The organism is Myroides sp. LJL115, assembly GCF_054871665.1.
The window spans coordinates 1-14,355 of sequence record NZ_JBTXLS010000061.1 but is presented as its reverse complement, the minus strand read 5'-3'; the positions used below and the strand labels follow the sequence as shown (position 1 = coordinate 14,355).

12 protein-coding genes are annotated in these 14,355 nt (G+C 33.2%); 3 read left to right on the top strand and 9 right to left on the bottom strand.

All coding sequences use genetic code 11. From position 1 onward, the window contains the following. Nucleotides 1–178 precede the first annotated feature (178 nt). The 4 genes from ACYSNX_RS12040 to ACYSNX_RS12025 all read right to left on the bottom strand — a co-directional run bounded on the left by ACYSNX_RS12040 (nucleotide 179) and on the right by ACYSNX_RS12025 (nucleotide 4,797). Nucleotides 179–580 carry an OsmC family protein gene (locus ACYSNX_RS12040; protein ID WP_461754918.1) on the bottom strand — a complete coding sequence of 134 codons (402 nt, stop codon included), beginning with the start codon at nucleotides 578–580 and terminating at the stop codon, nucleotides 179–181. Nucleotides 581–607: 27 nt separating this feature from the next. Then, a complete protein-coding gene (locus ACYSNX_RS12035; RefSeq protein ID WP_461754917.1) occupies nucleotides 608–1,522 on the bottom strand; it encodes a pirin family protein in 915 nt (304 codons plus the stop codon). A gap of 200 nt (nucleotides 1,523–1,722) precedes the next feature. Beyond that, nucleotides 1,723–3,681 carry an oleate hydratase gene (locus ACYSNX_RS12030; RefSeq protein WP_461754916.1) on the bottom strand — a complete coding sequence of 653 codons (1,959 nt, stop codon included), beginning with the start codon at nucleotides 3,679–3,681 and terminating at the stop codon, nucleotides 1,723–1,725. 477 nt (nucleotides 3,682–4,158) lie between these two features. Then, nucleotides 4,159–4,797: a peptidylprolyl isomerase gene (locus ACYSNX_RS12025; protein WP_461754915.1), complete on the bottom strand. Its 639-nt coding sequence runs from the start codon at nucleotides 4,795–4,797 to the stop codon at nucleotides 4,159–4,161. An 825-nt stretch (nucleotides 4,798–5,622) separates the two neighbouring features. Here ACYSNX_RS12025 and ACYSNX_RS12020 point away from each other — a divergent pair. The 3 genes from ACYSNX_RS12020 to ACYSNX_RS12010 all read left to right on the top strand — a co-directional run bounded on the left by ACYSNX_RS12020 (nucleotide 5,623) and on the right by ACYSNX_RS12010 (nucleotide 7,351). After that, a complete protein-coding gene (locus ACYSNX_RS12020; RefSeq protein WP_461754914.1) occupies nucleotides 5,623–5,979 on the top strand; it encodes a hypothetical protein in 357 nt (118 codons plus the stop codon). A gap of 254 nt (nucleotides 5,980–6,233) precedes the next feature. Then, nucleotides 6,234–6,824, top strand: coding sequence for a thioredoxin family protein (locus ACYSNX_RS12015; RefSeq protein ID WP_461754913.1), 591 nt, complete (start codon nucleotides 6,234–6,236; stop codon nucleotides 6,822–6,824). Nucleotides 6,825–6,919: 95 nt separating this feature from the next. Then, nucleotides 6,920–7,351: a PH domain-containing protein gene (locus ACYSNX_RS12010; protein WP_461754912.1), complete on the top strand. Its 432-nt coding sequence runs from the start codon at nucleotides 6,920–6,922 to the stop codon at nucleotides 7,349–7,351. 72 nt (nucleotides 7,352–7,423) lie between these two features. Here the strand turns inward: ACYSNX_RS12010 and ACYSNX_RS12005 are convergent, their stop codons facing one another. The 5 genes from ACYSNX_RS12005 to ACYSNX_RS11985 form a co-directional block, all read right to left on the bottom strand. After that, complete coding sequence (locus ACYSNX_RS12005) at nucleotides 7,424–9,361, bottom strand: DUF262 domain-containing protein (protein WP_461754911.1); 1,938 nt, start codon at nucleotides 9,359–9,361, stop codon at nucleotides 7,424–7,426. 179 nt (nucleotides 9,362–9,540) lie between these two features. Next, entirely contained in the window at nucleotides 9,541–10,839 is a 1,299-nt protein-coding gene (locus tag ACYSNX_RS12000; RefSeq protein ID WP_461754910.1) for a DUF3472 domain-containing protein, read from the bottom strand. A 338-nt stretch (nucleotides 10,840–11,177) separates the two neighbouring features. Further along, complete coding sequence (locus tag ACYSNX_RS11995; RefSeq protein ID WP_461754909.1) at nucleotides 11,178–11,381, bottom strand: hypothetical protein; 204 nt, start codon at nucleotides 11,379–11,381, stop codon at nucleotides 11,178–11,180. Nucleotides 11,382–11,483: 102 nt separating this feature from the next. After that, nucleotides 11,484–11,813 carry a hypothetical protein gene (locus ACYSNX_RS11990; RefSeq protein ID WP_461754908.1) on the bottom strand — a complete coding sequence of 110 codons (330 nt, stop codon included), beginning with the start codon at nucleotides 11,811–11,813 and terminating at the stop codon, nucleotides 11,484–11,486. Between the two features lie 574 nt (nucleotides 11,814–12,387). Then, a complete protein-coding gene (locus ACYSNX_RS11985) occupies nucleotides 12,388–13,914 on the bottom strand; it encodes an FMN-binding glutamate synthase family protein (protein ID WP_461754907.1) in 1,527 nt (508 codons plus the stop codon). Nucleotides 13,915–14,355 lie beyond the last annotated feature (441 nt).

The following is a 14,355-nucleotide window of genomic DNA, read 5'->3' as shown; positions in this document are numbered from 1 at the left end:
GCCTAGCGCTTCCTTCAGATTCCACCTTGCGATGGACACCCTTGCATTTGGCTAACACTTCCCGTTGTAAAGGCGTGTTCGGGACTTACACCCTAGAGTTACTACCCATGCTGGGCACACTAAAAAATCCCCTATTTGTTTTAAAACAAATAGGGGATTTTTTATTGTAAAGACATCCTTATTTAGACAAGGATGTGATAATATTAATGTCTCCGCTTAACACTTTATGCACAGGACATTTTTGAACTACTGCAAGTAATCTTTGGTACTGTTTCTCTTCCAAAGTTTTATTCTCAAAGTGAACCTGCCTTAAAAAAGTAACCTTATCGGAATCATCCTGTTTTTGTAAAGTAACCTCACAGGAAATCTCCCCTACCTCCCAGCCTTTGTGCTTGGTGTACATATTTAGAGTAATTACCGAGCAACTTGCCAAAGCACTGCACAATAATTCATATGGGTTAAACCCTTTATCTTGCCCCCCTAAATCTAGAGGCTCATCTGCATGAATCTGATTATTTCCAGCTGTAATTTGGGTTAGATAATCTTGTTTTTTAGATTGAGCGATAACATGTGCTAACATAATATATAGTGGTATTTGAGTGATTATTTATTGTTTTGGCTTAAATCCTTTTAAAGGCTCTGGAAATGGCACATAAGTATCCTTATCGGTTGGTATAAGAGGGAAAACACTATAATTTTGCTCTATCCAAGCTTCTTTGGCATCTTGAAGATCCTCAGGTTCACTTGCCACAAAATTCCATAATAAATGTCTTTGCTCCTCTAGGGGGTCTCCTCCGAAAACATAAACGATACTTCCTGGAGTAATCTCAAAACTACATAAGTGCGCATCCTTTGCAATGAGAAGATTCTTTTCTCCAAAGCTTTGCCCTTCGCTTATAACAGAACCTTGTAAAATATACAAGCCCGACTCTCCATAAAGTCCCTCTCCTATATCTACTTGGGCTCCCTTCTCACTTTTAATTTCTATAAAATATAAATTACTATGCATTGGCATGCTAGCTTTTTTTCCTAAGGCTTCCCCTGCTATTAGGGTAAATGTAGCATCTTCCTTTGTCCAACTTAAAAGCTGTTCTTTTTCTGTATGTACAAAGCTAGGCTCAATTTTCTCTAACTCCTTAGGTAAGGCAATCCATATTTGTAAACCATGTAATACTCCTTCTGGGTTGTTTTCTCTAAAGTCTGTAGGGATTCTTTCCGAGTGTACTACTCCATGACCAGCTGTCATAAAGTTTACCGCTCCAGGAGTAATCCTTTGTACGCTGCCTATACTATCTTTGTGTTCTAACTCTCCCTCAAAAAGGTATGTCAAAGTACTCAATCCAATATGGGGATGAGGATCTACATCTAAATTATCATGGTCCTTTAAGGCAATTGGCCCCATATGGTCTATAAAAGCAAACGGTCCTACCATTCTCTTTTGACGGAAAGGCAATAGCCTACCTACTAAGAAATTACCTATACTAGCAGCTCTTTCCTCTATAATTAAATCAATGTTTGACATATGCAAAAAGTTTATATTAATAAACTACTTGTAAAAATTAGTTTTAACCTCCCTTTTAACTAAAAAGGATTCTTATAGTAGCATTGTACATAAAGATAAGGGTTTTCTACCCTTAATTACACCTTATACCACAAAAAAAGCAAGAGTTTTCTATAAAAATAGAAAAGACTCTTGCTTTTTATTTAATATTTTAATGTGTTTTACATATGTTTAAACCACTCTTTTACCCTTTGTACTTGTTCTTGTAAGAAAGTCTCAGGTTCTTTTACCATACAAGCGCCACCTTGATCCGGTTTCTCCTTTTTATCAACTGGAAGAACATGTTCGTAATAAGTGTTTTTCAATAAGCGTTTTAACAAACCTTCACCTACAAAACTATTGCCGTCATTTAAGGCTTTAACTGCCTTTAAAAGTTGACGTATATCATATTGGAACGGAGCAACATCGGGTACTTGTTTGTTTAAGTTTAAAAGTGTGTAAACTGCCACTCTAGCCGTACGCACTGAACTCTCCATGGTAAAGACTACATCATTGTTTGTTTCCACAAATTGCCCAACTAAACCTAAGTTAGTACATCCATTAGGTACAATAGCTGGACGATCTCCTTTAGCTCTAGGCATAAACATAGAAGTAATATATGGCATATAAGAAGTACGTACAATGGTATTGTCAATTACGTTTTGCAATTTATCTTCAATTCCTAAATGGTAACATAATTCTGCTAAGATTTCATTTCCGGTACACTCAGGCATACATTTTTTAACATAATTACCTTCTTTGTCCATAAAAAGAGAATATACCCATAGCACTAGAACATCTTTTGGTTGATCAGGGAAGTGTGGCTGTCTATTACAAGTAAAGCTCATTAGCCAATTGGAGTCTGTAATGGTAATAATTCCACCAGTTACTGTTTTTCCAGAAAAAGGATCATTGGTAGAATGAGCTCTTAGTTTCTCCACTAAAGCAGAGTCTCTACAAGTTAGAGTTGCAGACTCCCATCCACTCTTTTCAATATTGCTACAGAACTTTGCAGGATTACCAAAATCCGCAGATTTTTGGGCTAAGTTTTTCCATAATTGCCATCCAGGACTCTTTCCACTTGTACTATTATCAATACTTACAACTGGAGCAGTGGTGTTATTCCCATAGAAGGTATCCTCCGTCATAGAGCCTGTAGTTACAATCACATAGTCGTCCGCTCCAACGTTAATACACTGTTTTTGACCATCTTTTACAATATGTATTCCCTTTACAACTTTTTGTCCATTACTTTGATCAATATCTAAATCTTCTACTAAAACTCCAAAGTCAATTTTGACTCCTTTTTTAGAAAGGAATCCGCCTAAAGGTTTTACAAAAGTGTCGTGTTGGTTATACTTTGGAAACACTAAAGCAGATAAATCATGTAGTCCATCGATATCGTGTAAAAATCGGTGCATATAAAGCTTAAACTCAAGTAAACTATGCCAGTTTTGAAAAGCAAACATAGTTCTCCAAAATAGCCAGAAATTACTAGCTAAGAAACTCTCACTAAAATATTGCTCAATGGTAATATCATCTAAATCCTCTTTCTTTTTCAAAAGTACCTTAACTAGCGCGTACTGGTCTTTTTTACTTAATCCAAAAGCATCAAAGTCTCTGACTAATCCCTTTTGGTGAATTAAACGAGATACAGAATAGTTTTTGTCATTATCGTTAATTAAGCGGTACTCATCTAATACGCTATAAGGTTCAGGTAGTTCTAAAGCTGGGATATCCTGGAACATATCCCATACATTTTCGTATGTCATGTCCATTTCTCGCCCACCTCTACAAAGGTAGCCCTCAGTAGCATTTCCGGCTCCATCTAAGGAACCTCCCTCTACTTTGAGTTGCTCTAAAAAAACAATATTCTCAGGGGTAGCCTTTCCATCTCTTATAAAATAATAAGCTGCAGCTAATCCAGCTATACCAGAACCAATAATATAGATTTTACTGTTTTTGATGTTCTTATTGCCAATTCCAATATTTCTTTGGTAATTGCCCAACTCATCTGCCCATGGCATGAATTTCTCAATAGAGTTAACAGGTCTTGTTTTACTAGCATCTGGTTGATGATCTACAGGCTTTATAGTGAAAGCATCACTTAAAACTTTCGCATAATCAGGGTTGTTGTTCATAGGTGTAAAATTTTTCTTCTTCTAAAATTAAGAAAAAATTTTAACATTTACACCATAGATTGCAAAATAGAACAATTAAAACTCAATATTTTCACACTCAAACTAGTATACTAGTTGATATAAATTAATTCAAAAAGAGCCTACTATAAAACATACCCTTACTAGTTTCTACTAATTCTACCCCCTTTTAAAGAAAGTAAGAAAAGGCGTTTTACCTGGTAACTTTATACACTTATAAATAAGCCCATTATCATTTTTGTTCTACAATAAGTAACAATTGTGTATTTTTACTTTTTATACCATCAAAACTTAGTTATATGCGACCGATTAAAAACCGCAATTACATTTCTATAACCTTTAGTATTATTGCCATTATAGGCATTATATACCTATGGTATACTCAAGTAGGAATATAAAAAAACCCGAGTGTTTCATTAAAACAACTCGGGGTTTATTTTAGTATCCCAAACAGATATACTATTGAATAGTCTCTATTTCAAAATTTACTTTCTCTAATGGGAAATCCTTAGGATCTGTCTTTGCCTTACTAATAGCCATCAGTACGTCTAAGCCTTCATATACCTCACCAATAACGGTATAATCTCCATCCAAGCGAGGTGTTCCTCCATTGTGAAGATAATCTATCTTTTGCTCTGGAGTATACTTCCAGTTTCTTTTACTTTCTAATTCGTTTAAATCTTGCATTGTAACTGGGCCACCTACAATAAAGTAGATTTGATTTAAAAAGGATGCCTTATCTGGATTATTATCTCTACCTGCTCCTAATACTCCCACCTTATGGTATAGATGCTCTGTATCAAATTCACCAGGTAAACGCCTTTTTTGATCTTCTCTTAAATACTTTTCTCTTTCAGCAATATCTATATCGTGCTCTCCACCTTGGACTACAAAGTTTTCAATTACTCGATTAAACAATGCATCTTTATATTGATCTTGCTCGATGGCCTGTAAAATTAACTCTTGGTGCTTTGGAGTAGCATCGTATAATACCACTTTGAAATTACCATAGTCTGTCTTAAAAAGTAACTTATGGGATTGTGCCCATAGATTACCACTCAATAAAATGGCGGATAAAGCCAATAAACATTTTTTCATAGTACAATTTATCTATAGATTATGATTGTTAAATAGGTTAACATATCGATAGCCTAAATATATACATTCTTTCTTGAAAGGTTTATTATTTTTAGGTATAACTTCTAAAAAAATTCTAAAATTAAACTAAAATGTATATCTTTTTTCACGCAAGCATCTTAGAAAAGATTTAAGCTATAAAAGAGTGTTTTAGCAGTAAAACTTAGGAATTATAGGTATCTATGGCTTTGTTTATATAAATCTCCAACTAAAGTTGATCAAAAAATGGCAGCTTTATCTGTCTAAAATTTATCTTAAAAATTCATAAGGCGTACTTCAAGAATATTTTCTCTTATTAAAATACACTAAAAAAGACTATTCTCGAAAAATCAAGCATGAAATACCCCAACTATTTATACCTAAAATGAATTTATTTTATCCTATTTAGATAACATTGGTTAAAAACTTGGAACGAAAAAAATAAAAATATTTTTTGCTTATCTAAAGAAAAACCCTTGTTCACCAAATAAAATATCCTATACTCTGCTTTCAAGGGTAAATTACCTTTTTATTTTTAAAACAATTCTTTTTCCTAGCTGTCAGTCTCTTAAAAACATAACACACTACACCACAATGGATTACGACTAAAAAACAAAGATTAAAACACTTAAATAAAGGCATAAAAATATATTTACTTAAAAAACATGATAAATATCATAAAATCATAAATTTAGCTATTTAGAGGGTTTTAATGTAATTCATAAATAAAAAACACCAGAAATATTTGCATATTTACAGAATATTTGCATATTTTTGTGAAAGCGAAATGAAAAAGAATTGCTAAATATGCTAGTACTAAATAGCTATGATAGTCTAGCATTAGAAAAAGAAAAACAAGAAAGAAAAAAAAAGAAAATGATGAACAATCCACTTTTACAACCGATTAACCGTATATCTTTACAAGATTACGCTGCCATTACTTTAAAAATGACTAATGGCTGTGATTTAACTGACATCCTAGCAGTTTTAGATATTGATTGGAATCAATACCTTCAAGCAGCACAAACATGGAACCAACGTATAATTACAGACAGTTCTTACGAGCTTTCTGCCTTATATGGCAAATGGTTTACAAAGGCGGGAAATCATCCTATTTTATCTCAATTACAACCTAATTTACACGCTGTAGATAAGATGAGTTAATTGTTTATAAAATACTATTCACTGTTTAACACAAAAGCAGTCTTACTAATATATTTTATTTAGTGAGATTGCTTTTGTTGTTTTAGCCCACTGACTAGCTTGTGATAAAAGCATTTTAGCAACAGTTATTATCCTTGCGTTTTTCCAAGGAAGCAATAATTAAAATTCATATGGATAAAATTATCTACAAACCCAAAGAAATTTTTAGTACTTTGCTTTTAAATAACAAATAAAAGCACCTAAAATATAACCGTATGAAAAAAATAACTTTAAGCATTTGTCTTCTAGCTTTATTTACAGGATTAACAAGTTGCAAGGACCAAGCAACACAAAAAGATCTAGATGCTCCAATAGAGATAGTTAAAGACAATGAACTTAGCCCAGAGGAATTAGAACAAAAAAGAATTGCACAAGAAAAGGCCAAACAAGAAAGAGAAGGGCTAAGCAAACCTTATAATGAAACAGAGGATGCACAGCAAAAAATAAATGAGCTACTTGTTCTTGCTAAAGAGCAAAACAAAAATATCTTTGTTCAAGCAGGTGGAAACTGGTGTATTTGGTGTTTACGTTTTAATGACTTTGTACAAAAAGATGCGGAGTTAAAATCAATTGTAGATGATAACTACCTTTATTATCATCTAAACTATTCTCCTAAGAATAAAAATAAAGAAGTATTTGATAAATATGCTCCAGGCTCTCAATCTTTAGGGTATCCATTTTTCTTTGTAATCACTCCTGATAGCCAAGAAGTAGCTATCTATAGTTCAGGAGAATTAGAGGATGGAAAATCGTATGATAAACAAAAAGTAAAACAGCTTTTCTTAGATAACGCGCCAAAAAAATAAGACGCTAAAGTACAATAGGAGAATTGCCCTTTTAAAAGGTACAATTCTCCTATTTTACAAACCTTATTTCTATCCATTTTTTAAAGTACGGTATTATGACAAAACAATATAAGTCAAAAGTAACTTATTGGCTTTTTATCCTTGTTGGAATAACAACATGTATAACACCAATAATGCAATTTTCAACTCAAAATATAAAGGCAAGCTTGCCTCCTTTACTTCTTGCTTTATTTGTTTGTTTATTGCTTGCTCTACTGATATACAATATCCGCTACGTTATTGATAATAACACTTTAAAAATCTATTATGGCATTCCTTTTTTAAGCATGCAAATTGATATATCACAGATTACTTCCATAAAGAAAACAAAAAGTGTACTTGCCGCACCAGCTGCTTCTTTGGATAGAATAGCAATTAACTACGGTGGTTATAACCCTATTGTTATTTCTCCAAAAGATACCCAAAGCTTTGTAAAAGACCTTTTAGAGATTAATCCCAACATTACAACAAACCTGGTTAAAGAATAGAGAGCTTCTTTATATTTAAGCCTTATAAACACAAGAAACTTTAATACCTAATAAAGATAGCTTCTAAACGTATTAAATTTCGTCTAACAGCAAACGTTTTATTTCCGTTTCTTGTATATAAGGCAATTGCCAAAGACTAATAAAATCTACTAGCATTTGCTTACCTCTTTGCTCGATGGCTTGTTTATCCCAAGTGGTATACTCTAATAATTCTAGCTCCATCTTAGATACCCTTTGCTTATTTTTAATGGCTTTTCTAATTCTAGCTTGTAGTTGCTCAAAGCTACTGCCTTGGTATTTTTGATAGGACAGCACCATATTTCCTAAACTAAAGCAATAACGGTCTCTATTGGCCTTTTGCATACTATTTAAATCCTTATAAGTGGCTCTTTGCTCATAGTATTCCTCCTTGGGGTAGATAAGGTGTACTTTAGGCTCACCATTACCCATAAACCCTCCCATATTGGCTTCTATGGTCTTTAAAAAATATTCTAGCCCAGCCCAGGACATAAAACGAGAGCCCTTTTGAATATGCTTAATTACATCACGATATCGAAAATGGTCCACTCTACTTGTTAAAAGAACATCTAGAAGGTATTCATTGCTATGTGCTCTTCTTCTATGGTAATAGAAATTAATATCCCTAAAAGTATCTTCTAAGTTTAAGTTAGAATTGTTTCCTTGTAGTAAAAAGCACATAACATTATGTCTTTCTAAAGCCCATAGTAATTGCTCTATGGACTCAAGGGTTTGTTTTAGTTCTACAGGGCTTAAATGATGATCTTTCTTGGGAAGGTCACTCATTAAGATTCCCAAAATTAAATTCAATACATACTTACCATACCCCTTAGGGAAGTTATTTAATCGCTCCAAAGAGCATTGTATTTTATAGGTATATATAAACCCAAATTCTTGATCGTCATCTACCCAAAACGGATTATTGATAAAATACCATAATACCACCGCCTTTTGCATAGCCTCTAGCCACTGTATTAAAGCCTGGTATTCAATGTGATCTTCCCCTTGAGTATTATAAGAAGTATCCAATTGAAAATCAAAGCTAAACAATCTTTTTTGGTAGGTTTTAAAATCGGTAGAAACCATCGTGCTTTTAGAGAAATACAATAGCCAAAATGCCTTTAAGAAAGCATCATCATCTAAGGGCTGCTCTGGATGTCTTCCCAACCATTTATAAACTTCTAACCAAGCCTGATTTACTTTTTTACGACTTCTTTGTACCCTAGCACTAGCATCTAAGTGCTTGGATAATATATACAGCACCCTATTTTTTAAACGCTCTAAACTAGAGAGTTGTTTTCCTCTAAAATTAAGGGTTTCAAATACCATGGATACATCTATTTTACCTGCTGCGGATTCACTAAGGTTTAAAATGGAAAAAAGTAATTGTTTGGTTATCTTTTCAATCCAAAATACAATCTCCCCTTGCCCAAATCCACTAATTTGGTCTAAAAAATATTTTTTTGCCCCAGATAAATTATGGGTATAGAGAGTTTCTACTTCCTCTTTATTATAATCCTTATCATCAAAAATCTCTCTTATTAAGTAATTGTGAGATGGCACATCGACATGGTAGCCAAAAATATAATAGTTATTGTCCTTTGTATGTATTTTTAAATATTTTTGAATGAGCTTATCTTTATAGCTCCCTTGTTCTAGAGCTAGAATTAATTGAGACAGAAGAATTAAAAGCGTAGTAAGCCTCTGCTGTCCATCTACTATATTTACTCCGCTAAAAGATTGGTTACCAACCCATAACAATCCATTTCTAATGGTAAAACCTTCCTTTCGTATACTTTGAAAATCAAAATCACTAAAATCCGTTACAGTTAATATTCCTGTAAAGTGAAAATCCTTATCCTTTCGATGGGTATTGGCAAGATCTAACCAGAGTTCTTCCAATTCTTTTTTGGTCCAAGAGTACCCTCTTTGATAATCAGGTATTCTAAATACTCTATTGGTTAAAACTTGTTCAAAGGCAATAATATCCATGGTCTACACTATTAAAAAGGACAATTAAAATTCCTGCAAAATTAAGCATTTAAAGCCAAAGAATACATCCAATAAAAAAGTCTGTGAGATCTAAGATCTCACAGACTCAACTACAAAAATAAAAAAGAATCCACCAAAGGATTTCAACTATAAAAAAAATTTATTTCCTTGTTTTGCTTTTAAGGTAAACGATCTACATCTACCTGCGGCATTTGCTTACTTGGTTTTCTAGTAAAGCTTGTTCCATAAGGAGTATACTGATCAAAGAATCCGCCATTGCGCAAATAAAAACCTTTTTGATTTTCACCACCTTGGTAGTCCATTCTGTACCCCATCTTTGCCGTATTATCATAAGTGAAGTCTGTCTTAGTTACTTCTATCCAATTTCCCTTAATATCCCTAACCCACTGATTAGAAAAACTTACCTCTCTGGACTGATCTCCATTTTCAACTAAGAAATTTTCCAAGAAGCTATGAAATCCAGTTAAGTACTGATTAGTCTTTGGTCGTTTGAAGCTAGCAATTAACTGCCACTGCCCTACTTCTGGAGCAAAAAACCAAGCGGTATATTGGGTATAATTATCCTCTATCGGAGTTCCCTTTAAGAGGAACTTATAGGTAGTATCTGGCTTCCAATCAAAGACCATATAGCTTTGACCTCCAGAACCTTCATTACCAAACTCTCCTGTTCTGACCTCAGCTCCTTTTCTATCCACTAGAATCTGATCACTTAAGGGAATATCCTGTGGATTGTCGGTAACAAAAGGACTCCATACCGAGAATAAAATACGTCTTTGCGTATCAGAATTCACCTGCATACCAAAGTAGCCCCCTGTAAAACCATTAGCCATATAATAAGAACCAATTATATCTTGCCCTTTGTCTACAGTTATCTCATTGTAGTAGTATTCTATAGGCTCCTTCGTAGGAATATTGTATTTTAAATGTACCGATGGTCCTCTTCTACCCCAATAGAAGTAATTGTCCTGGTTATTTCTAACCCAGTGAGCATCTGTGTCCACCGATTCTCCTTCAACAATAAACTCTTTAACACTAGCAAATTCATCTGCTTGTTTACTTTTTGCTGTGGTTGTAATTGTAAAATAACCACTTTTAGGTAAAGACCACTTCCCAACATAAATATTTTGGTAATTCTCTGGTGTAATGGTAACATCAACTGTTTTATCCAGTAAACTAATTTGTAATACACTACTATGGCTTGGCTTATTTGCAGTTAGCCAAAGTTGAAAGTCTCCCTTATGTCCACTCCTAAAATAAGTTTTAAAACTAGCCTTGGAATCTTTCCAGTTTACCAAACCATTATCGCTTATTATTTCATCGGCAAGTACATCACCTGTAATTTGCCAAGTATTTCCTCCTATGGGTAAAATTTGTCCCTTAGTAGGATTGTCATTTTGTTGAGCAAATACATTGGTACAAAACAATACTAATGCAAGTAGGAGCTTCTCAATTTTCATATATATAAATTTAACTTAAATCAAAGTGCTAAAATAAAGGTAATTTTGACAATACCAACTAAAAACAACCACAAATATTAAATTAAATTAAACACTAAGCCTTGTTTGTTTAGTTTTTAAAAGCTATAGCACTATAACTTTACACTTTTACATTACTACTTTTGAACATATTTACCTAGTTGTAGCAAGATAATACACCTTTTATATACTAAAAAACTAAAACAAATAAAGCTCCTTTAGAAGGAGCTTTATTAATTTGATTTTTTAAAAAGTTAAGCTTAAAAACAGAATGCTTTTAAGCTTAAACCTGACAAGTAAATTTACTTTACTTCCTAACACTAACCTTTATTTTTATGTTTTTCTACATAAATACTATATATCACTCCACTTAATATAAAAAGCATACCGATAATCCCATAGAAATTAGAGAATACTAAACCTTGGTTTTTATTGTACTCTTGAAAAAGCACGCTACTATATCCTATTATAAAAAGGCCTGTTACTACAGCTAGGACATATAAGAAAACTACTCTCCTATTCATAAGAAGTAATATTTTGTAGATTTGCTGTATTAAATTTAAGAAAATTAGCGCAAAAAGAAAAGCTTTTTTTATAAATAAACTACGAAAATTACTTAGCGTAATTTAAAAATCTGCGGATTCAAAACTACTAGAAGTAAATTCTTCTAGGAAGCTAACTAATTCATTGGGATAACTAGTAGAGCAAAGGTGAAATTTACCTAAATTGATATGTACAACAACTTTATTATCTGCTGCTTTTTTTGCTCTACATTTAAGGGTTTGATTGTCCACAACCACACTTATCTTTGGCCCGTCAACCTCTAAAAGACATTGTTTTATCCCATTAGCTAAGGCTAAGGCAGCCTTTTTATCTAAAAGTAATATCTTACCGTTATTATTAATTGCTACCTCATTGTTTTGTGTAGAAAAATTGAAATCTTGTTTTGCCTTCATGCTACTATATATTTTTAATTATTCTTTGTTTTATTCTAGCCTTGCTAATATCTCATTACAAAGGTTATAAGCTTTAAATACACCCAAGTATTTTAAACTATACTCTTGTTAATCTGTATGTTATAAACCTACTTTTTTAAAGGTATTTGTTTAGCAAGTTACGCAAAAATAAAACAGCTTTATCCCTGTATTTAAAGCCATATGTTTAGACAAAACTAAATGGTGATGTAACCTGTTGTATACCTTTTGTATATAGGCAAAAACAATAAGGGTTTCACCTCCCTACTTTAAATATAATAGTAACACAAGTTGGTAATTGAAAACTACTCAAGAATGCTTTTTACCTTTAAATCCAATAATGGGAAATAAGACAATAATAGGTTAAAACACCTACACTTACCTACAATACTAAAATAAAGGGGCTATCTCATAAAGGTTACCTAACTGTCATTCAGGAGTAAATTATTAGGTATGATTTATATTTCAGATTAAATAATTAAATTATACTAAGTAAAGCACGATATTTATTAAGTAAAAAAGGGGCTGTCTTCAATTGTGAGACAACCCCTTTGTTTTAATTAGTTGTAGAAGTCTTTAATAAACTTCCTATTTCTACATCTGGGTAAATCTCTTGGAAACTATAGGTTTTATCATGTAGCTTTTTATAGATAAAGTCTCTAGACACATCCTCAATGCTCTGGCATCCTGCAGCTGAGAGTAGATCCATAAAATCTGAGATAGTACGCTGGTGGTAATTATATACCCTTTTATCTTTCTCTGTAATGACTAAACCATTTACCAAGCGAGCATTATTTGTGGCCACACCTGTTGGACATTCATTCGTATGACATTTAAGCGCTTGTATACATCCAATAGCCAACATCATTCCTCTGGCTGAATTGGTAATATCAGCACCAATACAAAGAGCTTTGAAGATATCAAAGGCTGTAAAGATCCTAGTGGCAGTAATTACTTTAATATGCTTTTTTAAATCATATCCTCTTAAGGTATCTACTACAAAGCACAAAGCCTCCTCCCATGGCATACCTACGTGATCGGTGAAGTCTAAAGGAGCGGCTCCTGTTCCTCCCTCTGCTCCATCTACGGTGATAAAATCGGGAATAATACCAGTTTGAATAATTGCCTCACAAATGTCTATGAATTCTTTTTTACTTCCTATAGCTAGTTTAAAGCCTACTGGTTTACCACCTGATAAACGGCGTAACTCCGCGATAAACTCCATCATTTCTATTGGATTCGAAAAAGCCGTATGACTTGGAGGAGAGAAAATAGTAGTATGAGGCTTTACTCCTCTAATTTTAGCAATCTCGTCGTTATTTTTAGATGCAGGTAAGATTCCTCCATGCCCAGGTTTAGCTCCTTGAGAAAGCTTTAAAGAAATCATCTTTACTTGGGGTATATTAACGGTCTTAGCAAAATTTTCCGCAGAGAATTTTCCCTCTGGTGTTCTACATCCAAAATAACCCGTTCCTACTTGGTAGACTAAATCACCACCTAATAAATGGTAAGGAGAAATCCCTCCTTCTCCCGTATCATGCATAAAACCTCCTTGTTTAGCACCTAGATTCAAAGCCGAAATAGCATTTTTACTTAATGCCCCAAAACTCATAGCCGAGATATTAAACAAACTAGCACTATATGGAGCACTACATTGGTGATTTCCCACTATATTACGAGGAGCTTCACTAAGGCGTTTACCAGCGTAAATACTGTGGCGCATCCATATATAATTCTCCTCATTGACATTTAACTCTGTACCAAAGGGATGGTTTTCATTTTCTAATTTAGCCCTAGCATATACGTAAGTTCTCACGTTCCTACTAATTGGTTTTCCTTTAGTGTTTCCTTCAATAAAATACTGGTGTAACTCTGGTGAAATACTTTCTAATAAAAAACGCATATGCCCTATGATAGGGAAGTTTCGAAGAATAGTGCGTTTGGTTTGAAGAATATCATAAATCCCTATACCCAATAGTCCAAGAACAATCAAGGCTATACCTATACTTGTTTTAATGAAGGTTAAAAAAATAAGGGCAATTGTGACTATAAAGAACACAGTAAAACGAATCGCTATTTTCATATCTAAATTAATTTTCTACTAAATTTAACAAAAATATACGAGAAAAACACTTTTCAAAAAGAATATATAGCTCCTTGTTTTACTAATAAACCTGCTTTATAGAGCTCCTGCCCCTTAGAGTACTGCCTGAACAACAAGGACAATAAGACAAATAAATCTTTCCACTTTAGTTTATACTTAAATATAAAAAGGGGCTGTCTCAAATGGGATAGCCTCTTTTTTGTGCTTTTAAGTAAAAAACACCATTATAATTATTTGAATTTCAATCTAATATACTTAAATTAGTATAAGTAATTCAAGTAAATATGGCAAAACAAGCACCACGTTATAGACTTTACGATCAGAATCAAATGAGTTTGATTCCTCATTCTTTGGAAGATTTCATTCCTGCCTTGCATCCAGTACGCATTGTAAATAAGGTTATCGATGAATTGGACTTAA

Excerpts from the sequence above, each read along its gene's own strand:
- ACYSNX_RS12040 (WP_461754918.1), bottom strand. The coding sequence starts at position 580 with ATGTTAGCACATGTTATCGCTCAATCTAAAAAACAAGATTATCTAACC.
- ACYSNX_RS11990 (WP_461754908.1), bottom strand. The coding sequence starts at position 11,813 with ATGAAGGCAAAACAAGATTTCAATTTTTCTACACAAAACAATGAGGTA.
- ACYSNX_RS12035 (WP_461754917.1), bottom strand. The coding sequence starts at position 1,522 with ATGTCAAACATTGATTTAATTATAGAGGAAAGAGCTGCTAGTATAGGT.
- ACYSNX_RS12010 (WP_461754912.1), top strand. The coding sequence starts at position 6,920 with ATGACAAAACAATATAAGTCAAAAGTAACTTATTGGCTTTTTATCCTT.
- ACYSNX_RS11995 (WP_461754909.1), bottom strand. The coding sequence starts at position 11,381 with ATGAATAGGAGAGTAGTTTTCTTATATGTCCTAGCTGTAGTAACAGGC.
- ACYSNX_RS12030 (WP_461754916.1), bottom strand. The coding sequence starts at position 3,681 with ATGAACAACAACCCTGATTATGCGAAAGTTTTAAGTGATGCTTTCACT.
- ACYSNX_RS12000 (WP_461754910.1), bottom strand. The coding sequence starts at position 10,839 with ATGAAAATTGAGAAGCTCCTACTTGCATTAGTATTGTTTTGTACCAAT.
- ACYSNX_RS11985 (WP_461754907.1), bottom strand. The coding sequence starts at position 13,914 with ATGAAAATAGCGATTCGTTTTACTGTGTTCTTTATAGTCACAATTGCC.
- ACYSNX_RS12005 (WP_461754911.1), bottom strand. The coding sequence starts at position 9,361 with ATGGATATTATTGCCTTTGAACAAGTTTTAACCAATAGAGTATTTAGA.
- ACYSNX_RS12020 (WP_461754914.1), top strand. The coding sequence starts at position 5,623 with ATGCTAGTACTAAATAGCTATGATAGTCTAGCATTAGAAAAAGAAAAA.
- ACYSNX_RS12015 (WP_461754913.1), top strand. The coding sequence starts at position 6,234 with ATGAAAAAAATAACTTTAAGCATTTGTCTTCTAGCTTTATTTACAGGA.
- ACYSNX_RS12025 (WP_461754915.1), bottom strand. The coding sequence starts at position 4,797 with ATGAAAAAATGTTTATTGGCTTTATCCGCCATTTTATTGAGTGGTAAT.